This window comes from Psychroflexus torquis ATCC 700755 (assembly GCF_000153485.2).
Taxonomy (GTDB): Bacteria; Bacteroidota; Bacteroidia; order Flavobacteriales; family Flavobacteriaceae; genus Psychroflexus; species Psychroflexus torquis.
The window spans coordinates 449,481-475,725 of record NC_018721.1; the positions used below are offsets into that span (position 1 = coordinate 449,481).

Consider the following 26,245-nt stretch of genomic DNA (forward strand, 5'->3'; position numbering starts at 1 on the left):
ATAAATTCTATAATTTAACCTTAGAATCTAGTATGAATGTTAAAGGTCCGTCGTTGATTAATGAAATTTGCATATCTGCTCCAAATCTTCCAGTTTGGATTTTGGTAATACTACCTTCTTGAAGCGTTTCTAAGAAATCTTCGTAGAGTTTTTTGGCTAACTCTGGTTTAGCAGACTTCGTAAAACTAGGTCTATTTCCCTTTTTTAATGAAGCATGTAAAGTAAACTGACTCACGACAAGCAATTCACCTTCGATATCTTTAAGGCTCAAATTCATCTTACCCTCATCATCAGGAAAAACTCTTAGATGTATTATTTTTTTGACCAGCCAAGCTATATCCTCTTGCCCATCTTCATGTTCAATACCCAAAAAAATAAGCAAGCCTTTATTTATAGTTCCTGAAATTTCATTTCCTATTTTAACTGAAGCTTCCTTTACTCTTTGTACAACTATTTTCATATTACCTTAAGTCTTGATAGGGATCCTTCCTGAAATTTTCATCTTCATCTCCCTCCATAATTTGTAAATAGCTCTTGTATCTAGAATAAGCAATTTTATCCTCTGTTAAATCCTCTTTGACGGCACATTTAGGTTCATCCACATGTATGCAATTATTAAATTTACAGTTGGGCTTAACTTTAAAGAATTCTGGAAAATAATTGTCCAAAGCATACTTATCAATATCCACAACTCCAAAACCTCTAATGCCTGGTGTATCGATAATCTGTCCACCAAAATGAAGTTCATGCATTTCTGCAAAGGTGGTCGTATGTTGGCCTTGTTTGTGTTGAAGAGATATTTCTGAAGTCTTAATGTTAAGACCGGGCTCTATTGCGTTGACCAAAGTAGATTTGCCAACTCCACTATGTCCAGCAAAAACACTGACGTTATCTTTCATAAGTGCTTTTACTTGATCAATATTTTCTCCAGTTTCAGCAGAAATACCAATACACGTATACCCTATTTTCCTGTAGAGTTCAGCTAAATATTTCATCTCTGCGAACTCTTCTACAGAATAATCATCCACTTTATTAAATAAGAGTACTATAGGAATATGGTAGGCTTCTGCTGTGACCAAAAAACGATCTATAAATGTTGTGCTTGTTGGTGGGTTATTGTAAGTCACTAATAAAAAAGCTAGATCAATATTAGCCGCAATGATATGAGTTTGCTTAGATAAGTTAACTGACTTACGGATAATGTAATTCTTTCTATCATAAATCTCTTTGATGATTCCTATAGTTTCATCACCTTTAGTTTCGGTATCGATCTCCACATGATCTCCAACAGCTACAGGATTTGTGCTTTTAATATCTTTAAGCCTGAACTTACCTTTGATTCTGGAATTATAAATCTTTCCATCATCAGCTTTTAACAAATACCAACTTCCCGTAGATTTGTAGACGACCGCTCTCATAAACTCGTTTTTGAATTTGATTCACTTGATATCACTGGCTTATGATTTTATGTTGATGAGCAATCGATTCTTCATGCATAGCTTTAGTTAGGCGCTCTACAAAACCCTTAGACAAGTCTTTGTTTTCTCCTTCAATAGACAGGCGGTGTAATACTTTATTCCAACGTTCAGGTTGAAGAATAGCTACATTATTTTCCTTTTTAAGTTCTCCAATCTCGTCAGCAACCTGCATTCTCTTTCCCAGAAAATCTATAAGTTGATTATCGATGATATCAATCTTAGACCTCAGTACATTCAACTTTTTGTTGAATTCTTCTGCACCCTCCTTATTCCTGATACGCAAATCAATAGTCATTTGCTTTAGGAAATCTGGGGTAATTTGTTGCGCAGCATCACTCCATGCTTTATCAGGAGTATGATGTGTTTCCACAATCATTCCGTCGTAATTAAGATTTAAAGCAGTTTGACAAATATCAAACACTAAGTTCCTATCACCTCCAATATGAGAAGGATCTACAAGCAAAGGCAAGTCTGGAAACTGATTTTGTAAGTCGATAGCAATCTGCCACTCTGGGTTATTTCTGTATTTTATTTTCTCATAGGTAGAAAATCCTCTATGGATCACACCTAAGTTCTTAATATTTGCATTGTATAAGCGCTCCACTCCACCTAGCCATAAGGCTAGATCAGGATTTACAGGATTTTTAACCAATACAATTTTATTTGTACCTTTTAAAGCATCTGCGATTTCTTGAACAATAAATGGACTCACTGTACTTCTAGCCCCTATCCATAGAACATCTACATCTGCCTCTAAAGCTAGATCTACATGTGTTTTATTGGCGACTTCAGTAGCAATCATCAGCCCTGTTTCTTCCTTTGCTCTTTTCAACCACTTCAAACCTATCGCTCCCACCCCTTCGAAGTTTCCTGGACGTGTTCTAGGCTTCCAAATACCAGCACGCATCACTGTAGCATCAGAATCTTTAAGTTGGTGGGCAATTTCAAGCACCTGTTCTTCAGTTTCGGCACTACAAGGACCTGCTATGACTAAGGGATGGTCTAAGTTCATCTCCGTTAGCCAATTTCTTAGATGTTTTTCATTTTTCATATCTACAAAATTAACTTTTAATGTCAGAATTCAAAGGCTTTTAGCTTGGTTTTAGTGAATTCAATATTCCTTAAAAAACTTTACAAGTCAGTGATTTTTGAACTCATTAAAAGATATAATTTGTATTTTTGATTAAAACTATCGAATGTCTATTGAAGTCAAATCCATTTCAAAATCCTATAAAGATCAATTTGCTTTAAAAGATATTAATTTCAAAATTTATAAAGGTGAAATTGTAGGCTTGCTAGGGCCAAATGGCGCTGGAAAATCTACTTTAATGAAGATTTTAACTGGATTTATAAGTGCTAGTTCTGGTGAAGCTAGTATTAATGGAATAAAATTAAGTGAAGCAAAAACTGATATTCAACGCCAAATCGGCTATTTACCGGAACACAATCCAATCTATTTAGAGATGTATGTCAAGGAATATCTTTCCTTCCATGCGAGGATTTTCAAAAGTAAAAAAGAAAGAATTAAAAAGGTAATAGAACAAACCAAGTTGACCAAAGAAGTTGACAAGCGCATCCATCAATTGTCAAAAGGCTATAGACAGCGGGTTGGGCTTGCTGCAGCTTTACTTCATGATCCTAGTGTTTTAATTCTTGATGAACCTACCACAGGTCTTGACCCCAACCAATTAATAGAAATAAGGGAGTTAATCACTTCCATTAGTAAAGAGAAAACAATTCTTCTTTCTACGCATATCATGCAAGAAGTAGAAGCAATTTGCGATAGGGTCATCATCATAAACAAAGGGCAAATTGTGTCAGATAAAAAACTTTCAGACCTTAACGATCCCGAAGAACAGGTCATAGAGGTAGAATTTAATTATAGAATTGAAGAAGTGGCCTTAAAGGAAATTGGCAAGGTGATTAGCATCAGGAATTTAACGCGGTTCCGATACGAAATAACATTTAATACGCCTTTAGATAAACGACCAGATATTTTTGATTTTGCATACGACAAGGGTTTAAAAATACTCGAACTTCACAAAAAAAATAAAAATCTTGAAAGCTTATTTATAGATTTAACTAAAGATAATTAAATGGTTTTTGAATAAACCTGAACTAATTAAACGCCATATTCATCTATAACTTTATCTTGCTTATTTGTTATCTAAACTTACTATGAAGAGAAATCTAAAATCCTATATTACCATTAGCCTAAAAGGCTTAGCAATGGGAGCGGCCGATGTTGTTCCCGGAGTATCTGGGGGAACCATTGCTTTTATTACAGGAATTTATGAAGAACTAGTGACGACCATCGCCAATGTAGACATTTCTCTTTTTAAAACATGGAGGCAAAACGGTTTCGCTGCGATGTGGGCGCATCTTAATGGTGGTTTTATTATTGCGCTACTAACAGGTATTTTCATCAGTATATTTACTGTTATGCAATTAACCAACTACTTATTGGACACCTACCCCATTGTGGTCTGGTCATTTTTTTTCGGCCTAGTAGGTGCCAGCGTTTGGTATGTAGGAAAACAAATTGAAAAATGGAATCCGAAACTAATCGGGGTTACTATTCTAGGCTTTATCGTCGCCTTTGGTATTACGAAACTCACCCCAGCACAGGGCATCGATCATCCGCTTTATTTTCTTATGTGCGGAGCAATAGCGGTCTGTGCCATGATTTTACCTGGAATTTCAGGAGCCTTTATTTTGGTCCTGCTTGGCGGATATAAATCAATTTCAGCAGCGGTATCTGAATTTAATATCCAAGTTATTGGCCTTGTGAGTCTTGGAGCAGTTATTGGATTATTGAGTTTTTCTAGAATTTTAAAATGGTTATTTACGAACTTTAAATCGCTTACCTTATCGGTTCTCACAGGATTTATAGCAGGTTCTCTCAATAAAATTTGGCCCTGGAAAGAAGTTATAAACTCAGAAATCATAAAAGGCAAAGTAGTTATTTTAAAGGAAGTTTCTATTTTACCCACTCAATTTGACGGAGATCCTAAACTAGTGTACGCATGTATAGCTGCTATATTAGGATTTTTACTTATTCTTTTACTCGAAAAAATAGCCAAAAAACAACCCCTTTCAAATGCAGAGCACAAGGACATTTAGCGATAAAATCTTCCTTTTCTTAAAAGGTCTTGCTATGGGCGCTGCCAATAAAGTTCCTGGAGTTTCTGGTGGTGTTGTTGCTTTTGTTACTGGTTTTTATGAAGAATTTATTTATTCTCTCCAGAAATTTAATTTCAAGTCTTTTAAGCTTCTATTCAATGCTAGGTTTAAGAGTTTTTTCCAATATATAAACGCTAAGTTTCTAGGCATATTGATTCTTGGAATGGTCGTGAGCTATTTCAGCATTTCAAAATTATTGGATTTCTTAATTGAAAGCTACGAGCTTAACGTTTGGTCTACCTTCTTTGGTATGATTGTAGGCTCTATCTATTACATCGGTAAAGATTTTAAAATAAGATCAATTAAAACAATTGTTTTTATAAGCCTAGGCGTTGTGGCAGGACTGAGCATTAGCTTTTTAAAACCTGCTACAGAAAATGATAATCTCTTATTTGTGTTTTTTTGTGGGATTATAAGTGTGTCAGGGATGACCCTTCCGGGTTTATCGGGCTCATTTATACTAATCCTATTAGGCAATTACGTCTTGCTATTGGTAGATTCTGTAAATGCCCTTTACGATACTATTGCTGATGTGGTGAGGCTTGATTTTAGTTTTACACAAGACCCTAAAAGAACTAGGCTACTTCAAGTTTTGGGATCGTTTACCGCTGGTTCTTTTTTTGGACTTATTACCCTATCCCACTTATTAAATTACGTTTTGAAATATTATAAGAAAATTGCATTTTCAATTATTATTGGATTTATAACTGGCAGCCTAGGAGTGGTGTGGCCCTGGAAGGAGAAAATTTTTAAAACAGACCCATTAGGAAGTACTATTTTAGATACTAGTGGAGACCCCATTTTAGACAATTACTCTCGGTATTGGCCAGAATTAAGTCAACTTAGTACTTGGGTTGGTTTCTCTTTTATACTAGTAGGAATTTTAATAGTTTTGGGCTTAGCTTGGTATGGCAACAGTAAAAATAAAATTAACTATTCATGACAACATACGGACTTTTAGGAAGAAATATTGATTACTCATTTTCAAAAACATTTTTTAATACCAAATTCCACAACGAGGCCATCAGAGCTAAGTATATCAATTTCGATATTGAGCATATTGAAGAAGTTAAACAAATCGCAAGTAACTCTTTGGATTTAAGAGGTCTTAATGTGACTATACCCTACAAAGAAGACGTAATTCCTTTTCTGGATGAAATAGACCCTCAAGCTGAACAAATTGGCGCAGTAAACACTATTAAAATTGAAAATAAAAAATTGATTGGTTATAATACAGATGTATTTGGTTTCACAAAATCTATTTTTAACTTAGTTGCTCCCAACCATGAAGCCGCCTTAATTTTGGGAACTGGGGGCGCATCCAAAGCAATAAGACATGCTCTGGTCTCTATGGGATATCATATCAATATGGTATCTAGAGAAAAAGATAAAGGTGATTTTACTTATAAAGATCTTACCTCAGAAATTATAAAAAGCCATCAACTTATTGTTAATTGTACACCTCTAGGTACTCATCCTAATGTCAACCAATCCCCACCAATTCCTTACGAATTCATTGACGAAACGCATTTGCTTTACGATTTGGTTTATAACCCCTCCCTCACTAGATTTTTGGCTCAAGGAAAAGATAAGGGCGCGCAAATTATAAATGGAGAACAAATGCTTATTTCCCAAGCAGAAAAAGCTTGGGAAATCTGGAATCAGTAATTTATTTAGTAGTATTTTTTGTATTTATATCTAGCTGCAAAGCCTATTAAAACCCAAACTATTAGGGCTATAATGATAAACTGATAGCTGATAATTTGATCACCACTAGCGTAAGAATGTAGTCCTGAAAGGTAAAAGTTCACTCCAAAGTAGGTCATCAATATAGATCCAAAAGCGATAACTGCAGCCCAGTTGAAGGCAAACAATCCTCTTAAACCTGGAACCAATCGCATGTGGATCACAAAAGCATATACAAAAATACTGATTAGAGCCCAAGTTTCTTTTGGATCCCAGCCCCAATACCTACCCCAACTTTCATTGGCCCATTGGCCACCTAGGAAATTTCCTATGGTAAGCATAATCAAACCAACTGTTAATGCTAATTCATTAATAATGGTAAGTTCCTGAATATTTAATTTCATCTTTTTAAAGTTGGACTTGTTGGTCGCTATTATTAAAATAAGAGACACCAAACCTATGATAGCACCTAAAGCAAAAGGACCATAACTTCCAACAATAACGGACACGTGAATCATTAGCCAATAGGAGTCCAAAACTGGTTGCAAATTACCAATACTTGGGTCTAACCAGTTCCAATGAGCCACCATCAAAATAATAGAAGTCACAAAAGCTGTAGAGCCCATGGTCAAATCGCTTTTCCGTCCAAAGGCTAAGCCAAAAAACATAGTGGCCCAAGCGACGTAAATCATACTCTCGTAGGCATTACTCCAAGGAGCATATCCAGAAATATACCATCTGGCGGCAAGGCCACCCGTATGTACTAGAAAAAGTGATACCAATAAAATTTTACTTATGGTTATAGTAATTTTATTGAGTTTGTTTTGCTTGAAAATACTCAAAATCACAAAGACGATCATAATCAAGCTCGCATAAAGGTAAAGCTGAAACAAGAGATTGAAAATATCTATTTTATTGTAAAGGATTTCAGCTTTTATCCTACCCTCCTTTGGCATCACTTCTCCACCGTATTTATTTTGGAAAGATTTTAAACTCAAAAGCAGTTCGTTAGACTGCTCATAATCTCCCGTTTGTCGTGCACTTCTAAGGGACTGCATGTAGAGAGGGAGAATTTGTTTTGTGTATAAAGTATCTACACCTGCGAAATATTTCTCGTCGTCCAATTCTGAATAAGAAACCCATTTATTATTAGAATGTTCTGGGACAGGAAAAATTCTAAATTGTTTTCCCTGTAAAGTATTATAGATCAAGTTCACCTTTTCATCGACGGTGATGAAGTCTTTTTGGAACTGATTTGGCACTGGAGCTTTGTATGCTGCATCTAAATACTCACCTAATTTATATTGACCGTCCATCTTAAAAAAGTCGGTCAAGGATACATATTTTTTATTTTCTTGAACTCCTAAGACGTGATGTAAGCTGTCATTTTTAGCTTTTATGGAAATCAAGGGCGCAGAATACCAAATTGCGGGATTTTCAATCATGGATAGCAGAACTTGATCGCTATTCAAATCATTATAATTGTCTTTTTTACCCAGCTTTCTAAGCAATTCTGAAGAATACGTATTGATCGGTTTCATTCGACCTCCAAAATCTTGAATAACCAATTCCCCAAATTTGGCAGCATGGTCTTTATCAACCGTATTGGCTTTAATCAATTTTATAACCTTTTCATAATCCACTTCCTGGATCATGTTAGGATCATGATTGGATGAAGTCACTTGGGTGTCTTCTGGCTTATTAGAGTCTTCTACAACATTTCCATTTTGAGTCTGAGCAAAGCCACTTAATCCCAAAAACAAAATTAATATACCCGCTAATCTTTCTTTTTTCATCTTAATTTTTTCCAATTTCTTCCTCAAATCTCCAAACCTAGACCCTCTATCAAACATAATAGCCATCATTCCTAGATAGAGCAAAAAATATCCTACATATGTAATCCAAGTTCCCCACCAATCGTTATTGACAGATAAAATAGTACCTCCTTCATCTGGATCAAAAGACGATTGAAAAAAACGATACCCTTGGTGATCTAGAACGTGATTCATATAGATGTCATAAGGATATGAGTCACTTCCATCCACTACCTCTACTTTACTCATAAAAGACTCATAACTCGGCTGAGGTCTATCTTCAGTACCTGGATGTTTTTTAGCTATAAAATCATTGAGCTTTAAGGCAAAAGGCAATTCAATGTTTTTACTTCCATAGCTCAAATACACATCATGATCTCCTACATTCACCTTTTTCATATCCATCTGAAACCCTTTACCACCAAGCAAACCAACTTTTTCTGTTTGTCCATTGGCAGTAATTTGCATGAAAATACCGTCTGGATCATTGTTTTTTGCAATTTCCTTTTGAACCAAATCATAACGCCCCTTAATGGATGGATCTGGGATCACAAATTGCATGCCTCCAAGATTATACAAAGAACGCATCTGTAAATCTTGAATTGAATCTTCGACCAATTGCCCGCGTTCTTGGTCTGCCATACGCATCCAATCTCCATTAAAAGGAGAGTCTATAGTAAATCCACTCTCATTGGTACCTATGATGTTAATAGCACCGTCCGTCTGTTTATTAAATGCAAACAAGATATTATGAATATTGGCGACTTCTCCTGTTTCCAAATAATGATCATGCCTTTCTCCCTCACCAGATTCTACGATTTTAAGAAAATTGACCCCTTCCTCATCCTCAATTATACCTTCTTCTGCACCTTGGATAAATTCTAAGAACTCAATTTGAACAGAATTGCCATCATAATCTGTATTAATTTTTTTTCCCTCTGTAATCCCAGGCCCTAAACTAATTCTAAAATCCTCTTTTTTTCTTAGAGGCTCACCATCAATTTCTCCATCTATAAACGTGGATAAATATGTTTTTTCAGATAGCATTGTACTTGCAACCTCCCCCTCTCGGATAGGCATTATACCTTCTTCACCTAGATATCGTGTGACCCAGGCCCCAACAAGAATCAAAATAAAAGACAAGTGAAGTAAAAGAGTAGTGAGTTTCTTTTTTTGAAATAATTTAAATCTAAATATATTTCCCACGAAGTTGATAACAAAAAAAACCATGATTATTTCAAACCACCACGCATCATAAATCCACTCCCTAGCTGTAATCGTGGTATAGGAGTTTTCAACGAAAGTTCCTACAGCCATAGACACTGCATATACAATAAACAAGACGGCCATCAATCTTGTGGAAAACAATATACTTTTTATTTTTTTCTCTAACATAGCTTTAAAATAATGAATACAAATATAAGTAATATGAGAGGATTTATTAATCTCTCTATCGCTTCCTAACGTTGAAGTTGTGTTAATTAAACTCATAAAACAGTACTACGCCAACTCTCTAAAAAAACTAAAGAATTATCAGTTATAATTAAAAATATGTGCTTATAAGACAAATCGTTAATATGCCATAGAAAAGTTTTAAAACTGATAAATTTTACTTTCAAAAAATGAACATTACATTTGCACCTAAGAATTTAAGATATTTCAATGTATTCAATAGTTATTTTAGGGAGCGGTAATGTGGCAACTCATATGTTTCAGGCTCTTCAATCTTCCAAAACTTGTTCAGTTATTCAGGTTTATAACCATAAAAGAAGTTCCCTTTTGAAGTTTGAAAACTCAGTTCCCCTTACAACTGATATTTCTGCTTTAAAACCTGCAGACCTCTATCTCATTTGTCTTAAAGATGATGTCATAGAGTCTACTGCTGAACAAATTAAAACTAAAGCTGGAATTATTGCACATACCTCAGGAAATCAAGGCCTGTTAACCTCTCCTAAAAATTCCGGTGTTTTCTATCCGCTTCAGACCTTTTCAAAGACGTCTGAACTAGACTATTCTACAATTCCATTTTGCCTCGAAGCTAATTCAGAAGAAAATTTATCGCTTTTGAAATCTATAGCCTTAAGCATTTCTCAACACCAGTATGAAATTAGTACCACACAAAGGCAAACCTTACATTTGGCTGCTGTGTTTGTCTGTAATTTCACAAATCACCTGTATGCGATTGGAGAAGATATCTGTCTACAAGATGATATCCCATTTGATATTTTGAAGGCCTTGATTAAAGAAACTTCAGATAAAGTTCAATCTCAATCACCATCTGAAGTGCAGACAGGACCAGCTGTAAGGAATGATGAAAAAACAATAACAAATCATTTGAAACAATTAAATTCAAAAGATTACAAAGCAATTTATAACCTAATGACAACCTCTATATTAAAAAAGCATGACAAACTATAAAGAATTACTCAACCACATTACCACTTTCGCCTTTGATGTTGACGGTGTTTTCACCAATGGCACTCTTCAGATTTCCTCTTCTGGGGAACTCCTTAGGACTATGAATGTAAAAGATGGTTTTGTAGTAAAAGAAGCCCTAAAAGCAGGATACGAGATCATAGTAATTTCTGGAGGAACCAATGAAATGGTAAAGACTAGGCTTAAAGATTTGGGTATAACCAATATTCATCTAGGAGTTGCAGATAAAGTGGAATGCTTAAATGAATTTCTAGAGGTGTATAACATCAAACCAGAAGCGGTCGCCTATATGGGAGACGATGTCCCAGATGTATATCCTATGAAAATGGTGGGTTTACCAACTTGTCCTCAGGATGCAGTTCCAGAAATAAAAGCAGTCTCTGCCTATATCTCTCATAAAAATGGCGGCGATGGATGCGTAAGAGATCTCATTGAGCAGGTGATGAAGGCTCAGGGGAAGTGGAAATTTTAGAGCTGGTCTAGTAAAATTATTTATGGCCTTTCTCAATCTTATACGCTGGAAAAATTTAACCATAATTGTTTTTATGGCTATGACGATAAGGTATGCTCTGCTGCCTGGTTTTGGACAAAAACCTAGTATTGGCCTTCCTTATTATTTACTTCTAATTCTAACTGTAGTGTGCCTTGCAGCAGCAGGACATATTATTAACGCTATTTTTAATGTGACCACAGATAGCATCAATAAGCCAAATAAGATTATCATCGATCAAGTTATAAAACGAAGAATAGCTTTTAAACTATATTTTGGACTCAATGTCTTGGGACTTTTCACGATACTGTTTATTCTCCTCTCGAATCCTTCTAAAAGCTTGTGGATTGTTTTTAGCATTTGTGTTTTATCACCCATAGCCCTTGCTATTTACTCTATTTGGTTAAAAAAAATAGCGCTTCTTGGAAATATCCTCATTAGCATACTTGTGGGAGCTAGTATTTTCTGCTTTGGGCTAGCTCTTGTAGATAATGACCAAAGCCCTGTGTTTTACTTTACTATTCTAACGTATGCTCTTTTAGGCTTTAGCTTAAATTTGAGCAGGGAATTGATAAAGGATGTAGAAGATCTAAGAGGCGATTATTACTGCAAGATGAAAACTTTACCTATTTTGATTGGTAGAAAAAGATCTAACCACATAATTTTTGGACTTCTAACATTTACTATTTTAATACTTCTTACGATTCTGCTTAATTACTTTTTATCACTCAACATTTTTATATTTTATGTATTTGTATTTGTTCTTATTCCTCTCATCCTTATTTCTAAACGAATTCTGAAAGCCAAAAATCAAAAGGATTACACTAGCATTAGTTTCCATTTGAAACTCGTATTTTTGATTGGTATTTCTTCTATGTTCACATTTTTAAACCTATGATTTTAGAAAATTTAAAACAAAAGCGCATAATTTTAGCATCAGGATCCCCAAGGCGGCAGGAAATCTTGACCTCCATAGGTGTGGATTTTGAGGTAGAATTACGGTCAGTTGATGAAGTGTTTAGCGAGACCTTACAACATCATGAGATCAGTGATTATTTAGCTCAGTTGAAAGCAGATCAATTTCAAAATTTAAAATCAGACGATATAGTCATTACTGGAGATACCATTGTTTGGCATCAAGACAAGGCGCTGAATAAACCTCAAAACAGAAATGAGGCTATCGAAATGCTGAGTTCCCTCTCCGGCACAGCTCATGAGGTAATTTCTTCGGTTTGTATAAAAACCCAAGACAAAACTGAAACCCTCTATGATTCTACAGAAGTTACCTTTAAAGCTCTTTCGAAGGATGAAATCTCGTACTATATCGACACCTATTCGCCTTATGATAAGGCAGGAGCCTATGGCATCCAAGAATGGATAGGTCAGATTGGTATTTCAGAAATAAAAGGCTCGTTTTATACCGTTATGGGGTTTCCAATTCATTTAGTATATTCTGAATTATCGAACTTAAAATAATAATCATGAGAACTCTACCGCTCCTTCTTCTTATCTTACTAATAAGCTGTCAAACTAAGACCGAAAGTAACTCTAATGATGACAATTTTGAAAAAAGAAATCTATCTACTGAATTCAAATCGTATTGGTATGATGGAAACGCTGAATTGACCAGTTATGATTTGGAATTTTATAGATATGGTGAAAAGCGACAAGGCAAAGCCATGCTTATATTTGTGACCGAAGACTTTTTAAGTGAAGTACAAGTTAAAGCCAATTCCAAATCTGAAACTACACGTTCCGTCATGAAGCTTAATTCCACAAAAAAGTTCAACACGGGGATTTATCCTTACAGCATAATGCAAAGCGCTTTTTTTCCACTTGGTGAACAGAGACCTCTTTTAAAGTTGACCTCTAGCGTTCAAGAATGGTGCGGACACTCTTATGCTCAATTAAATCATAGAGGTGATTTTCAATTAGAAACACATTCCTATTTTGAAGGTGAAGCAGATTCAACATTTACACTAAAGCCCGTCTTATCAGAAAATCAAATTTGGATTCAACTCAGAATAGCTCCAAAGGAGTTGAAACTTGGAAAACAGGACATCTTTCCAGACTTTTCCTTTTTACAGCTCAATCATGAAAAGTTTAAAACGTATTCAGCGTCCATAGAACAAAGAGAAGACGACTACCTTACTACAACCTTAAGGTATAATGAATTGGGAAGGGTTTTGAAAATCTACCAAGAAAAGTCTTTTCCATTTGAAATTGAAAAGTGGGAAGAGATGGAGATTCAAGGAAAGGATACATTGATTTCTAAGGCCAAAAAATTGAAAACTTTAAAGACAAAATATTGGCAAAAAAACTCAAACAAATATCTACATTTGCGGGATAGTTTAAGACTATAAGTTATGCTTGAAACTCTTTTTTTTCAACATGAGTCCCAAATCATCTGGACTGCTATAGTTGTATTTCTTATTTTATTATTAAGGTTTACCTTAAAGCAATCTGCAAAGCGAATCGCAAAACGAGATGAACTCAATTTTGTAAGAACTCGACTCATTTTTAAGTACATTAATGTGTTGGTGTTTTTTATAGCTGTGTTCGGGCTTTTACTCATCTGGGGAGTAGAAATAAGAGAACTTGCGCTCGTTTTTTCTTCTGTTTTTGCCGTATTAGGTCTTGCCCTTTTTGCAATTTGGTCTGTGTTGAGCAATATAACTTCTGGTATTATTATGTTTTTTTCTTTTCCATACAAATTAGGAGATAAAATTAAAATCCACGATAAAGACTTTCCCATTGAAGGGATCATAGAAGATATAAAAGCCTTTCAACTTCACTTGCGTACAGATGAAGACGAACTGGTGACCTATCCCAATAATTTAATCCTACAAAAACCAGTAACCCTGCTTAAGAAAGATGCCCTTCTGGACAAGCCTGACTACGGAGATCGTTAAAAAAATTTGAATCCACCGCAAAATGATATTTAGGTATTTATATTTGGTGAAAATTAAGGCTATGACAAAAACATTATTATGCAGTATTTTTTTATTTTTAAATGCAGTATGCTATAGCCAAACCCCACAAAAGCTAGCCTCTTCAGAAATATACCAACAGATAAAATCACTCAATTTTCTAGGCAATGTTTTGTATATCGCAGCTCATCCCGATGATGAAAACACAAGCTTAATTACTTATTTTTCTAAAAAGCGCTATGCCAAAACCACCTATCTATCGCTCACTCGTGGTGATGGAGGCCAGAATTTGATGGGTTCTGAGCTTAGTGAAAAGCTGGGTATGATTCGCACACAAGAATTACTGAAAGCGAGAACTATAGATGGAGGACAACAGTGGTTCTCTAGAGCTATAGATTTCGGCTATTCAAAAACGCCAGAAGAAACTTTAAACATCTGGGATAAAGAAAAAATACTTTCTGATGTTGTGTGGGCTATAAGAACACATCGACCAGATATCATTATCAACCGTTTTAATCATAGGACTTCTGGAGGCACTCATGGTCACCATACCTCATCTGCTATACTTAGTACTGAAGCATTCGATCTTGCTGGTCAAAGCAATAAATACACTTCTCAATTAGGACTGGTTGAACCTTGGTCTCCAAAAAGAGCTTTCTTTAATACCTCTTGGTGGTTCTATGGAAGTCAGGAAGCATTTGACAAAGCCGATAAAACTAATTTTATTGAACTGGAGATCAATGCTTTTTATCCTTTAGAAGGTTTATCCAATAATGAAATTTCTGCTTTAAGTAGAAGTCAGCATAAATCTCAAGGCTTTGGAAATACAGGGTCTAGGGGAGAGAAGACGGAATACATTGAATTAATAAAAGGTGAAAAACTTGCAGGAAATGATCCTTTTCATGGAATCGATACGTCTTGGAGTCGTATTCCAAAAGGAAAAGCTATTGGGGATATTCTATATAAGGTTGAAGAAGATTTTGACTTTAAACAACCCTGGAAGGTTATTCCTCAATTGCTAGAGGCAGAACAACTTATCCATTCTATTGAGGATGAGTTTTGGAGATCTCAAAAAAGCAAGCATATTCAATCTGTCATCCAAGCTTGCTTAGGTCTTTTCGTAGAAGTCCAAAGTGGAATAGCCTATGCCAATCCCGGTGATGCTATTGAGATTGAAATGGAACTCATAAACAGAAGCCCAATTGATATTCAATTAAAGTATGTTTCACTCGGAGGAAAACCTATCAACGTTAAGCAAACTGTGCTCGAAAACAATAATGACGTCAGATTTTCGACAGTGTTCAACTTGAGTTCAGAAGAAAATTACACTACACCTTATTGGCTAAAGGAAAAAGCAAAATTAGGTATTTATAAGGTTGAGAATAGGGCTCTCATAGGTTTACCAGAATCGCCAAAACCTATTCAATTTACATTCAATTTTGAGATTGAAGGAAAATCCTTTACTCTTAAAAAACCTCTAATTTACAAGTACAACGATCCAGTGAAAGGAGAGGTGTATCAGAATTTTGAAATCCTACCTGAAGCCTCTTTGGGTTTTGATAAGTCAGTTTATGTCTTCAAAAATTCTGAAACCAAGATCATTCAAGTCAACGTCAAAGCCTTCAAAGAATCGGTTGTTGGGCAACTCAAATTAAATCTTCCAAATAAATGGAAAATCTCGCCCAACTCGCATGAGGTTAGTTTAAACACTAAAGGTGAAAGCAAAAGCTTCAATTTTGAAATTACTCCTTCGTCAATTTCTGAAGCAATGATTTCTCCCGAATTAAAACTCTCTAAAACCACCTTAAACAAATCAGTTACCACCATAGAATACGATCACATTGGGGCACATAACCTTATTGAAGATGCCTCCGCAAAACTGGTGAATCTAGATATCAAACTTAGCCAAAAACGCATAGCTTATATTTCTGGAGCAGGTTCTAGTGTAGCTTCCAACTTAAAGGATCTGGGCTTTTACGTAAAAGAATTTTTACCTACTGATCTTACTCAAGAAAAGCTTAAAGATTTTGACGTCGTCATCATGGGCATAAGAGCATACAATATCCATGAATCCTTGGCCTACAAACAATCCTTTATATTTGAATTTGTGCAAAATGGAGGGACTATAATTGTTCAATACAACACCAATAGAGGTTTAAAAACAGATGAGATTGCCCCTTTTCCTATGCAAATGTCACGGGATCGGGTGACCGAAGAAACAGCTGAAGTTAGATTTTTAAACCCCAAGCATAGGGTTTTGAATATCCCCAACAAAATCGACAAGTCAGATTTTGAAGGTTGGGTACAAGAGCGAGGACTTTATTTTCCTGACCAATGGTCGGAAAAGTTAACCCCCATCCTCTCCATGAATGATAAGGACGAAACCCCAAAAGAGGGAAGTATTCTTGTGGGTAAGTATGGGAAAGGTCATTATATTTATACAGGCTTAAGTTTCTTTAGAGAATTACCCGCGGGTGTTCCAGGGGCTTATAAGCTGCTCTCTAACTTAATTTCCATAGAATAGAATGTCAAAATCGCCTCAAAAATACGTTTGGAAAACTGCCTATACTTGGGTTTTGATTTTAAACGCTTTATATATTCTAGGATTTTATGTATTCATGAATTGGTTTCAAAATTAAATTCATGGAAGTTTTAGATTTTATTATTCTTTTTGGAACCCTCGCTTTTATTGTTATTTATGGCAGCTTAAAGTCCCGAAAAAATGAAAATGTTAACGATTTCATTAGAGGTGGTAATAAATCGGAGTGGTGGACTGTTGGGTTGTCTGTAATGGCAACACAAGCAAGTGCAATAACTTTTTTGTCTACACCAGGACAAGCCTTTCATGATGGAATGGGCTTTGTTCAGTTTTATTTTGGTTTGCCTATTGCTATCATTATTATCTGCGTGGTCTTTCTTCCGATTTACCACCGTCTTAAGGTATATACAGCTTATGAATATCTGGAGTCTCGCTTCGATTTAAAAACAAGGACTCTCACAGCAAGTTTGTTTTTAATACAACGAAGTTTAGCTGCAGGTATCACTATATACGCACCTTCTATCATACTTTCAGCTGTTTTAGGGTGGAATTTATTATATCTCAATATCATTATTGGTATACTCGTGATCATCTATACCGTTACAGGTGGAACCCAAGCCGTAAATGTGACTCAAAAGCAACAAATGGCTGTTATCTTGATTGGAATGATCATCGCTTTTATAATGATTTTTTCTTTTCTGCCAGAAGATATCACTTTCAATAAAGCCATGAAAATCGCTGGAGCTAACAACAAGTTAGATGTCCTTGACTTTTCATTTAGCTTTGATAATCGATACACATTTTGGAGTGGAATTATTGGAGGCACTTTCTTAGCTCTTTCCTATTTTGGAACAGACCAAAGTCAAGTCCAGCGTTATCTCTCCGGGAGGAGTTTAAGGGAAAGCCAAATGGGACTTATCTTCAATGGAATTTTAAAAGTGCCGTTACAGTTTTTTATCTTATTGATTGGCGTGATGGTATTTGTGTTTTACCAATTCAATTACTCTCCGATCAACTTTAACCCAGCAGGAAAAATTGCAGTTGAAGAGTCCGAATATGCGTCAGAATTTGAAACCTTAGAAACGCAACTTAAATCTGTTCAGGATAAAAAGAAGAACTTGGCCAATCAGTTTTCTATGGACGTTTCAGAAATCGAAAGTCAAAACCTACAGAGTAAATTAAAAAATCTCAACACTCAAGAAGTTCGGCTTAGAGATGATGCGAAAACCATAATATCTAAAGTGGATAGTAAAATTGAAACCAATGACAAAGATTATGTTTTCATTCACTTTATCCTCAATAATTTACCTAGGGGTTTGGTGGGCTTGCTTCTTGCCGTGATTCTATCAGCAGCAATGTCCTCAACAGCTTCAGAATTGAATGCTTTAGCTTCCACGACGACAATTGATTTGTATAGAAGAAATAGAACTCCTGAAATGAGTGAAAGGCATTACTTATATTCTACAAAGTGGTTTACACTTGGCTGGGGAATCTTTGCTATTATAGTCGCGTGCACTGCCAATTTATTTGACAACCTGATCCAACTTGTAAATATTATAGGCTCCATCTTTTATGGCAATGTATTGGGTATATTCTTGCTTGCCTTTTTCATAACGTATGTGAAGAGCAGAGCTGTTTTTATCGCTGCCATCATTACTCAAATTATCGTTATTTATGGCTATTTTAATGACTGGATGCCCTATTTATGGCTGAATTTATTTGGCTGTGGATTGGTTGTTATGATTGCTATTCTCCTACAAGCGCTCACAAAAAAACCGACTCAAAACATTGAGTCGGTTCAAGGATAATTTAATAACAAATTTTATTTAGCGTTCCATTACTTCAATGAAACTTATACCAAATTAGACCTATAATGACGCAATAAACCGTTTCTTTTTCGCCTGTTTTTCATCAAAAATAATTACCGTAGCTAAGGCTATGCTAGTTATTTTTGATTTCAATCAATCAATCAAAAAATAATTCAATTTATTCATACGGCATTATAAATATAATTTGGTATTAAGTGTCTTTCCGAAAGAGAAGCCTTTTTTTGCTTCGACGAGTAATCTTTTTTTTGAAAAGAAGATACTTCAATCTCTAAAACGGTTCCATCAGAATGACAACATAGAGTTTGAAAAGCCTCTTAAAAGATAAACTATTTAGCGTTCCATTCTTTTAAAGAATCTTCGTTCATCTTAATATAATCTGCATTCCCAGCTTTTTTAGCACCTTCCAAAGAGGCTTTAGCGGTTACTATAGCTTTATCTTTTTTACCATTGGCAGCATAGATCAATGACTGCTGTCTTAGCATCCAAAATGGTTTAACTTCAACCATAACCATTCCCTTTTCCATCCACTCTTCTGCTTTATTCATATCCTTACCAGCATTGAGGTAATATATGGCAGAATCGAAATAATCGTTAGCGGATGGACCACTCATTATAGCGGTTACACTTTCCATAACAAGATCATCTGTTGGGAAACTGATTGGTACTTCAACCATTGTCTTCTCCCAAGACATCTGAAGATGTGCTTTATCCATCCGTAAAGCTCCTAAATCGATACTTAGAGTTTCAACCATATGGTTTAATGATTTTACAGGGACATTTACCATAGCAGCTACAGCATCTTCATTCCATGTTTTTGGCAAGCCCCAATTGTCTGTGTCTTCATAAAAAAAGACATCCCAACTCTCTTTTTTAGGAGTACTGTAGACCGCATAACTTCCAGCTTCTAAAGCTTGTTCACCAATTTTTACGTCCGTAGAAAAAGTGATGATTGTATTTTCATTGGCCCCTGTCCTCCATCGCTTATTGAAAGGAACAAGATTTCCAAACACAGCTCTTTCATTTGCAGAAGGTCTAGAGTAAGCAATTGATACTTCAGACAAACCAACCATTTGGGTTGTGTTCGAATTTGGACTTGGTTGTGGAGCCTCCAATTGAGCAAAAATGGACATGGAGAACGTTAGCACTAAGGCTGTTAAAAATGTTTTCATGGTGTTTTTATCTTTAAATTTTTGATTTAACAATTAAATTTAAAGATAAGTAAATATATGTCCTAGAAAATATTTGTCTTACTAAAATACTTGAACAGAAATCCTACTACAAATCCTTATCTTTGAAAAAAATTAAAAAAATGGATTTGCAACTTATTCCTAAACTTAAACATACCAACTCCTACAACTTTTTCTTATTAGCTGGACCTTGTGCTATAGAAAGTGAAGATATGGCTATGAGAATTGCCGAACGCATCTTGGAAATTACTGATAAACTAGAAATCCCTTTTGTATTCAAAGGCTCTTTTAAGAAAGCAAATCGAAGTAGAATAGATAGCTTTACAGGAATAGGGGATGAAAAAGCCTTAGAAATCCTCAAAAAAGTAAGTGAAAAGTTTGATGTACCGACAGTCACAGATATTCACCAAGAAAGTGACGCTGCTATGGCAGCAAAGTATGTGGACATTTTACAAATTCCTGCTTTCCTAGTGCGTCAAACTGATTTGCTAGTCGCAGCAGCAGAAACAGGTAAGGTCATCAATCTTAAAAAAGGACAATTTATGAGTCCTGAGAGTATGCAGCATGCAACACAAAAGATAAAGGATTCTGGCAATGATAAAGTGATGATTACAGATCGTGGAACCATGTTTGGGTATCAAGACTTAATTGTAGATTTTAGAGGTATTCCAACGATGCGGCGTTATGCTTCAACAGTTTTAGATGTTACCCATTCTTTACAACAACCCAACCAATCTTCTGGAGTTACTGGAGGAAGGCCCGAAATGATTGAAACCATTGCTAGAGCTGGAATAGTCAATAATGTAGATGGACTGTTCATTGAAACTCACTTTAATCCAAGCGAAGCTAAAAGTGATGGCGCCAATATGCTCAATATAGATTTGCTAGAAGGGATTCTAACACGTTTGGTTAAAATAAGACAAACTATCAACCAATTTTAATCGTTGGAGTCCTCGTTTAGATCCACCATATCATCCAGAGCAGAATTGACTTCGGTCTCGGTTTTGGTCAAAACTGTTTTGCAATACTTCATCAACTCCGAAGCTCGTTCTACCTTTTTGGTAAGTTCGTCTACAGACACTGAGTCATTTTCGATCTTGGAAACTATAGTTTTTAGTTCGCTTAAAGCAGTTTCGTAATTTTTAATTTTTTCCATTGAGTTTTGTTTTTATCACTTTACTTTCAGCATAACCGTCTGCAAACATAGTCTTTAGTTGATCCCCAGTTTTTAAATCAGAAGCGGATTTTATAATCTTATCGTTAACTAGATTCAATGTATATCCGCGTTTAAGAATTTGTTCTGGTGATAATAATTTTAGATTAGAAGATAAATAATTCAGAGTGTTGTGATTATTTACCAACACGTCTGAGGTTTCCCTCTTTAAGGTATTTGAAAGCCGCCTTAATTGTTGATTTTCAGTTTGAAAGCCTTGTTTGGTCATAAACTTAAGTTGAAAACTCAACTGAGTTAAGCCGTCAAACCGACTTCTTACATAAGAAGGTAGTGTAGATTTGATTCGTTGTCGCTGTTGTTTCAACATAAAGTCATGCCGTTGTAAAAGCGTGTCGACTTGAGATTTAAATTTTAGGTGCAAAGCTTTTAATTCAAACTGTTCTTCCTTCAGCTTATACTTTACTAATCTATTGAAATCTGAATGCAGCATATTCAGCTCCTCAAAGCAATCCATAAATCTATCGATAAAAAAATAGGCGACATCTGTAGGAGTGATTTTATTGGTATAGGTTACCATTTCGACTAGAGTTTCATTGGTGGAATGACCAATCCCAGAAATAACTGGCAAGGGGAATCTTGCCACTTTAGAGGCTAAAATAAAACTATCATAACAGCTTAAACCTACATCCCCGCCTCCACCTCTTATAATTGTGACTACATCAAATTCAGATGTTCTTGTTTTGATAAGCTCCAATGCTTCAGAAATAGAAGTGATGGCTTTATCACCTTGAAGCAAAGCAGGAAAGAGCTCCAACTCAAATTTGAACCCGTATTTGTTATGCGAAATAATATTCAAAAAGTCTTGATAACCTTTGCTGGTTTCCACAGAAATAATAGCAATACGCTTTGGAACTTTCGGAAAAGTAAGAGTCTTATTTAGGTCAAACAAGCCTTCAGTTTTTAAACGCTTAAGGCTTTCTAGCTTTTCTTTGGCCATCTCACCTAAGGTAAAACTAGCATCAATATCTACAATATTCAAAGAAAACCCATAATTGGGATGATAGGTAACTTTAGCTAAGATCATAACCGTCATCCCCTCAGACAAGGGTTTTCTGGTGACGTCTTCAAATTGTTTTGAAATAGTCTTAAAAGTATCCGACCATATAATAGCTCGCATTTGAGCCAATACTTGTCCGTTCTGTTTTTCGACTAAGTCTGGATAACAATGTCCGCTTTTAGTATATGCGTTTAACTTGGCAATCTCGGTTTTAATCCAGTATGGCTTGTGGTAATGCGTAGAAATCATCCGTTGTAAACTCTTACCAATATCTAGTAAAGTAAATACAGAAGTTGCAGTTGAGTTTGACATTGAATTCTTATAAATAACGCTCTTTAATAATATGGATATGATGCTTTTGATGACCACATAAAATAAAAGGTAAAACTCTTACAGAAAATGGACCTCCACTGGCTTGACCAATATTGGTGAGCATCTCATTTTCAAAACTTTTAAATAGATATATGCTAGATATCCTCAAAGCCTGAAATTCTTCTACTAAATCTTCTAAAGTCCTATGATTAGAAAAACAGTGTTCCGCATAGTCGTTTTCATCATAACTTGGCAACTCTGTAAAGTCCTTTCTTGCAAACCTCAAAGCCCTGTTCATGAAAATACGCTCGGTATCGATGAGATGCTGAAGAATCTGCTTTGGCGTCCACTTATTGGGTGCATATCTAAAACCTAATTTGTTCTTTGGGATAGTATTGAAGAAATTAATTAACTCTTCTTTTTGGTCCAAAGCTTCTAATAGGTTGGTCTCTGAAGAAACACGTTGAAGATACAAGTCGTAATATGGTTTATACTCTGTTTGATAAATCTCTGCTTTTGTAACTTCCATATTATTCAACTCGTTTTACAAATTGGCCAGCTCTTCTTTGCTTTTCTTCTCTTAATAAAGCTAATTCACGACCGGTCTGACCTCGAACAGAAGAATTTTCTTGAGCTCTTCTTATCAAATACGGAATCACATCTTTAATAGGACCAAATGGTAGGAGCTTAATTGCATTGGAATTTATTCTACCAATGTTGAAACTGATATGGTCGCTCATCCCATACAATTGTCCAAACCAAATTCTGTCATCTGAAAGTGAAATATCTTTTTGGCTCATTAACTGTAATGCCATATAAGTACTCACCTCATTATGAGTTCCTATAAATTGCGAAATTTGATCTATATTGTCTATACAATAACACATCACTGCATTAAAGTTAACATCGGTAGCTTCTTTATCCTCACAGATAGGGGTTAGATAGCCTTTACTCTTGGCCCTCGCATTCTCTTTTTCCATATATGCACCTCGAACTGTTTTAAACCCCAATTTAAAACCATCCCTTTGAGCTCTTTCATGTATAGCCTTTGTGTAAGACAATCTGTCCCAACGGTAGCATTGCAGCGTATTGAATATGATTGCTTTTTCCTTATTGAATTTTCTCATCATATCCTCAGCAAGATTGTCTGCTGCATCTTGCATCCAGGTATCTTCTGCATCGATAAGAAGTTTGGTGTCATTATCGTAAGCAGCTTGGCAAACCTTTTCAAACCTAAATTTTATACTGTCCCATTCTTGTTGTTCTTCTTCCGAAAGGACGTCGTTGGCAGTGACTTTCTCCCATATAGCAAAACGTCCTAAACTCGTTGGTTTTGCTACAGCAAAAGGAATTTCTTTTGACTTAGAGGCATATTCTATAATCTCTATTTTTGAATTTGCAGCTTTATCAAATTCCTCTTCGGTTTCCTTGCCTTCTACAGAGTAATCCAAAACACTGTACACATTTTCTGCATACATTTTTTTCACAAGTGGCATGCATTCATCTTGGCTTTCACCTCCGCAAAATTGCTCGAAAATAGTAGCTCTCACCAAACTATCGATAGGTAGTTTTAAGTCTAGAGCTAAATTGGTTGCTCTTGTAGAAATCGGAACAAAAAAAGGAATGTTCATCATAGTAAAGAGAAACAGGGAACGCTTCAAGTCTTTATCTGATTTTAAGACAAAGGCGTGTTTGGTATCGTTGAATATTTTAGTATCGATCATATTGAAAAATTGTATTCAAATATAGGAATTGATGTAGTATTTTCGCGGTAGCAACTTAGCTATTTCAAGAATCTTAACAAAGCTTTTTAATGATGAATACGATAGAGCTAGAAAACTATACCATAGCATTTCAAGAACAGGCGTATACTGAACTCAATTTACTAATAAACATCAAAGCCTATTCTTCCATTTATATTTTGGTCGACTCCAATACTCAGGAGAAATGCTCTAAATTTCTTTCAGAAAAAATTGAAGCAGACGTCAGAATTGAATGGATCGAAATTGAACCTGGAGAAGAATTCAAAACTATTTCGACTTGTTCGGAAATCTGGAAAACCTTATCTGAAACTGGGGCTGATAGAAAATCGCTTTTGATAAATCTCGGTGGTGGAATTGTGACAGATATCGGTGGGTTTGTAGCCTCTAGTTTTAAGAGAGGGATTGACTTTGTCCATATTCCTACAACTCTACTCGGCATGGTAGATGCTGCGATAGGGGGAAAGAATGGTGTAAACCTTGATAGTTTAAAAAATCAAATCGGACTTATACGTCCACCTCAACTGGTTGTTGTAGATGTTGGTTATCTCTCTACTTTACCTTCTGAAGAAATGAGGAGTGGGTTAGCGGAAATGCTTAAACACGGCTTAATTGCAAATGAAGACTATTTAGACAGCTTTAAAGATTTATCTCAATTTCAAGTAGACAAACTGCCAGAGTTGATTAGAGATTCAATCCGAATCAAAACTAAAATAGCCGAAGAAGATCCCTTTGAAAATGGATTGAGAATGGCCTTAAATTTCGGGCATACCCTTGGGCATGCTATAGAATCCTATCAGATGGAATCGCCCTCTAAAACGAAACTACTTCACGGAGAAGCTGTGGCCATAGGAATGATTTTAGCACTAAAGCTATCTGCAGATATATTAAAATTTACAGAAGAAAAATGCGACAAGGCGAGTCAACTTATCAGCCAATATTTTAAACCAGTCACTTTCACTTCAGAGGATGTGTCCAAGATAAAAACTTATCTTAAACATGATAAGAAAAATTCTAGTGGTAATATCAACTTTGTTTTATTAGAAAAAATAGGTCAGCCAAAACTAAATTGCAGGGTGAGCGATGATCAAATAAATAAGGCCTTTGCGTATTACAAAGACCTTTAGTAAATTTTAAATCATCATATAAACTCACTATTAAATTTTATTTATAAGTGAGTTTAAGTGTTAGTTAGCCACTGCCTCTTTTTCATTTTCAAGTATTCCTTCTAGGCTCCCTAAGTAACGTTCTGCATCTAGAGCGGCCATGCATCCAGTTCCTGCCGCTGTAACTGCTTGTCTATATTCTTTATCTTGAGAATCACCACATGCAAACACGCCAGGATAATTTGTTTTAGTAGATTTTGGTTTTGTGATAATATAACCAATCTCATCCATATCTAAATAGCCTTTAAACATGTCGGTGTTAGGCTTATGTCCAATAGCTATAAACAAACCTGTGATTTTTATTTCTTCTTTTACACCTGTTTTGTTATTGAGAATTCTTAAGCCTTCTACAACTTGTTCTCCAAGTACCTCATCGATTTCAGAGTAATATCTAAGATCGATATTTTTTGCTTTTTCAACACGATGCTGCATGGCTTTAGAAGCTTTCATATCCCCTTTCCTTACCAACATGGTGACTTTAGTACAAATATTAGATAAGTATGTTGCTTCTTCACAAGCGGTATCTCCACCACCTACAATCGCAACATCTTGTCCTTTATAAAAGAAACCATCACAAACCGCACAAGCAGAAACTCCTCCACCTCTTAACCGTTGTTCACTTGGTATTCCTAAATATTTAGCTGAGGCACCAGTCGAAATAAGGACAGTTTCAGCTTCAACCCACGTTTTATTATCAATCTGGGCTTTATGAATACCCCCTACTTTATCAGACAGTTCTACCTTGGTTACCATACCTATGCGAACATCAGTTCCAAAACGCTCCGCTTGTTGCTGTAACTCTACCATCATTCTTGGACCATCAATTCCTTGAGGATAACCAGGGAAGTTATCAACTTCTGTAGTGGTTGTCAATTGCCCTCCAGGCTCTATTCCTGTGTAAACCACTGGGTTCATGTCTGCTCTTGCAGCATAAATCGCAGCTGTATAACCAGCAGGACCTGAACCTACGATTAAACATTTTATACGTTCTATAGTATCTGACATAGTTTATATTTTTTTACAAAGGTAACAAGTTTTTAGGTTTTCTAGGACTTCAAAAATTTGTTCTTAGTATATATGTATCAGCTTACTTTATGGTAAGAAAAGTTTTGATCCTGATATCACAACAAGTTGATGATTTGGTCAACCTTATTTAATCAAATTGACCTTTAGCTTGACTAAATTTAATAAATTTGGATAAAAA

Annotated in this window: 24 protein-coding genes; 14 read left to right on the plus strand and 10 right to left on the minus strand. The window is 35.5% G+C overall.

All coding sequences use genetic code 11. The annotated features are described in order from the left end of the window. Window positions 1-7 precede the first annotated feature (7 nt). Genes dtd through P700755_RS01960 form a run of 3 tightly spaced genes read right to left on the minus strand, consistent with a single transcriptional unit; the run spans window position 8 to window position 2,529 of the window. Window positions 8-460 carry a D-aminoacyl-tRNA deacylase gene (dtd, locus tag P700755_RS01950; protein WP_015023070.1) on the minus strand — a complete coding sequence of 151 codons (453 nt, stop codon included), beginning with the start codon at window positions 458-460 and terminating at the stop codon, window positions 8-10. Between the two features lies 1 nt (window position 461). Continuing rightward, window positions 462-1,418, minus strand: coding sequence for a ribosome small subunit-dependent GTPase A (gene rsgA, locus P700755_RS01955; protein WP_015023071.1), 957 nt, complete (start codon window positions 1,416-1,418; stop codon window positions 462-464). Between the two features lie 31 nt (window positions 1,419-1,449). After that, window positions 1,450-2,529, minus strand: a complete 1,080-nt coding sequence (locus P700755_RS01960) for a bifunctional 3-deoxy-7-phosphoheptulonate synthase/chorismate mutase type II (protein ID WP_015023072.1) — start codon at window positions 2,527-2,529, stop codon at window positions 1,450-1,452. A 145-nt stretch (window positions 2,530-2,674) separates the two neighbouring features. Between P700755_RS01960 and gldA the strand changes: the two genes are divergently transcribed. From gldA to P700755_RS01980, 4 genes are all read left to right on the plus strand, one after another. Then, window positions 2,675-3,574, plus strand: a complete 900-nt coding sequence (gene gldA / locus P700755_RS01965) for a gliding motility-associated ABC transporter ATP-binding subunit GldA (protein WP_015023073.1) — start codon at window positions 2,675-2,677, stop codon at window positions 3,572-3,574. Between the two features lie 82 nt (window positions 3,575-3,656). Further along, window positions 3,657-4,601, plus strand: coding sequence for a DUF368 domain-containing protein (locus P700755_RS01970; RefSeq protein ID WP_015023074.1), 945 nt, complete (start codon window positions 3,657-3,659; stop codon window positions 4,599-4,601). Further along, window positions 4,579-5,604 carry a DUF368 domain-containing protein gene (locus tag P700755_RS01975; protein ID WP_015023075.1) on the plus strand — a complete coding sequence of 342 codons (1,026 nt, stop codon included), beginning with the start codon at window positions 4,579-4,581 and terminating at the stop codon, window positions 5,602-5,604. The genes P700755_RS01970 and P700755_RS01975 overlap by 23 nt, the downstream gene beginning before the upstream one ends. Continuing rightward, window positions 5,601-6,329 (plus strand): shikimate dehydrogenase family protein, encoded by a 729-nt coding sequence (locus P700755_RS01980; RefSeq protein WP_015023076.1) that lies wholly within the window; start codon window positions 5,601-5,603, stop codon window positions 6,327-6,329. Before P700755_RS01975 ends, P700755_RS01980 begins: the two co-directional genes overlap by 4 nt. Before the next feature lie 5 nt (window positions 6,330-6,334). Here the strand turns inward: P700755_RS01980 and P700755_RS01985 are convergent, their stop codons facing one another. After that, window positions 6,335-9,511, minus strand: coding sequence for a cytochrome c biogenesis protein (locus P700755_RS01985; RefSeq protein WP_051007997.1), 3,177 nt, complete (start codon window positions 9,509-9,511; stop codon window positions 6,335-6,337). A gap of 312 nt (window positions 9,512-9,823) precedes the next feature. Between P700755_RS01985 and P700755_RS01990 the strand changes: the two genes are divergently transcribed. The 8 genes from P700755_RS01990 (at window position 9,824) to P700755_RS02025 (ending at window position 18,364) form a co-directional block, all read left to right on the plus strand. Then, window positions 9,824-10,579 carry a Rossmann-like and DUF2520 domain-containing protein gene (locus P700755_RS01990; protein ID WP_015023078.1) on the plus strand — a complete coding sequence of 252 codons (756 nt, stop codon included), beginning with the start codon at window positions 9,824-9,826 and terminating at the stop codon, window positions 10,577-10,579. Beyond that, window positions 10,566-11,069 (plus strand): KdsC family phosphatase, encoded by a 504-nt coding sequence (locus tag P700755_RS01995; RefSeq protein ID WP_015023079.1) that lies wholly within the window; start codon window positions 10,566-10,568, stop codon window positions 11,067-11,069. The genes P700755_RS01990 and P700755_RS01995 overlap by 14 nt, the downstream gene beginning before the upstream one ends. 73 nt (window positions 11,070-11,142) lie before the next feature. Then, window positions 11,143-11,985, plus strand: a complete 843-nt coding sequence (locus P700755_RS02000) for a geranylgeranylglycerol-phosphate geranylgeranyltransferase (protein WP_245535989.1) — start codon at window positions 11,143-11,145, stop codon at window positions 11,983-11,985. Next, window positions 11,982-12,563, plus strand: a complete 582-nt coding sequence (locus P700755_RS02005) for a Maf family nucleotide pyrophosphatase (protein ID WP_015023081.1) — start codon at window positions 11,982-11,984, stop codon at window positions 12,561-12,563. The genes P700755_RS02000 and P700755_RS02005 overlap by 4 nt, the downstream gene beginning before the upstream one ends. Window positions 12,564-12,568: 5 nt before the next feature. After that, entirely contained in the window at window positions 12,569-13,450 is an 882-nt protein-coding gene (locus P700755_RS02010) for a hypothetical protein (protein ID WP_015023082.1), read from the plus strand. Window positions 13,451-13,453: 3 nt separating this feature from the next. Then, window positions 13,454-13,999, plus strand: a complete 546-nt coding sequence (locus tag P700755_RS02015; RefSeq protein WP_015023083.1) for a mechanosensitive ion channel domain-containing protein — start codon at window positions 13,454-13,456, stop codon at window positions 13,997-13,999. Window positions 14,000-14,060: 61 nt separating this feature from the next. Next, on the plus strand, window positions 14,061-16,541 hold the full coding sequence (locus P700755_RS02020; protein WP_015023084.1) for a PIG-L family deacetylase: 2,481 nt from the start codon (window positions 14,061-14,063) through the stop codon (window positions 16,539-16,541). Between the two features lie 119 nt (window positions 16,542-16,660). Then, the gene (locus P700755_RS02025; protein ID WP_015023086.1) at window positions 16,661-18,364 is read left to right on the plus strand and encodes a sodium:solute symporter family protein; all 1,704 of its coding nucleotides are present in this window, start codon (window positions 16,661-16,663) and stop codon (window positions 18,362-18,364) included. Between the two features lie 347 nt (window positions 18,365-18,711). On the opposite strand, the gene P700755_RS02030 is transcribed toward P700755_RS02025, so the two are convergent. Beyond that, window positions 18,712-19,554, minus strand: a complete 843-nt coding sequence (locus P700755_RS02030) for a DUF2911 domain-containing protein (protein WP_015023088.1) — start codon at window positions 19,552-19,554, stop codon at window positions 18,712-18,714. Between the two features lie 140 nt (window positions 19,555-19,694). Here P700755_RS02030 and kdsA point away from each other — a divergent pair, with 140 nt between their 5' ends. Then, window positions 19,695-20,513, plus strand: a complete 819-nt coding sequence (gene kdsA / locus P700755_RS02035; RefSeq protein ID WP_015023089.1) for a 3-deoxy-8-phosphooctulonate synthase — start codon at window positions 19,695-19,697, stop codon at window positions 20,511-20,513. On the opposite strand, the gene xseB is transcribed toward kdsA, so the two are convergent. The 4 genes from xseB to P700755_RS02055 are packed head-to-tail and all read right to left on the minus strand — an operon-like array spanning window position 20,510 to window position 23,839. Next, window positions 20,510-20,728 (minus strand): exodeoxyribonuclease VII small subunit, encoded by a 219-nt coding sequence (xseB, locus tag P700755_RS02040; protein ID WP_015023090.1) that lies wholly within the window; start codon window positions 20,726-20,728, stop codon window positions 20,510-20,512. The two genes, kdsA and xseB, sit on opposite strands and share 4 nt — an antisense overlap. Then, on the minus strand, window positions 20,715-22,115 hold the full coding sequence (gene xseA / locus P700755_RS02045; RefSeq protein WP_015023091.1) for an exodeoxyribonuclease VII large subunit: 1,401 nt from the start codon (window positions 22,113-22,115) through the stop codon (window positions 20,715-20,717). Before xseA ends, xseB begins: the two co-directional genes overlap by 14 nt. Window positions 22,116-22,122: 7 nt before the next feature. Next, entirely contained in the window at window positions 22,123-22,644 is a 522-nt protein-coding gene (locus tag P700755_RS02050; protein ID WP_015023092.1) for a DinB family protein, read from the minus strand. Window position 22,645: 1 nt separating this feature from the next. After that, on the minus strand, window positions 22,646-23,839 hold the full coding sequence (locus tag P700755_RS02055; RefSeq protein WP_015023093.1) for a proline dehydrogenase family protein: 1,194 nt from the start codon (window positions 23,837-23,839) through the stop codon (window positions 22,646-22,648). Window positions 23,840-23,931: 92 nt separating this feature from the next. Between P700755_RS02055 and aroB the strand changes: the two genes are divergently transcribed. Next, a complete protein-coding gene (gene aroB, locus P700755_RS02060; RefSeq protein ID WP_041758112.1) occupies window positions 23,932-25,002 on the plus strand; it encodes a 3-dehydroquinate synthase in 1,071 nt (356 codons plus the stop codon). Between the two features lie 60 nt (window positions 25,003-25,062). On the opposite strand, the gene trxB is transcribed toward aroB, so the two are convergent. Then, window positions 25,063-26,046, minus strand: a complete 984-nt coding sequence (gene trxB, locus P700755_RS02065; protein WP_015023095.1) for a thioredoxin-disulfide reductase — start codon at window positions 26,044-26,046, stop codon at window positions 25,063-25,065. Window positions 26,047-26,245: the final 199 nt, after the last annotated feature.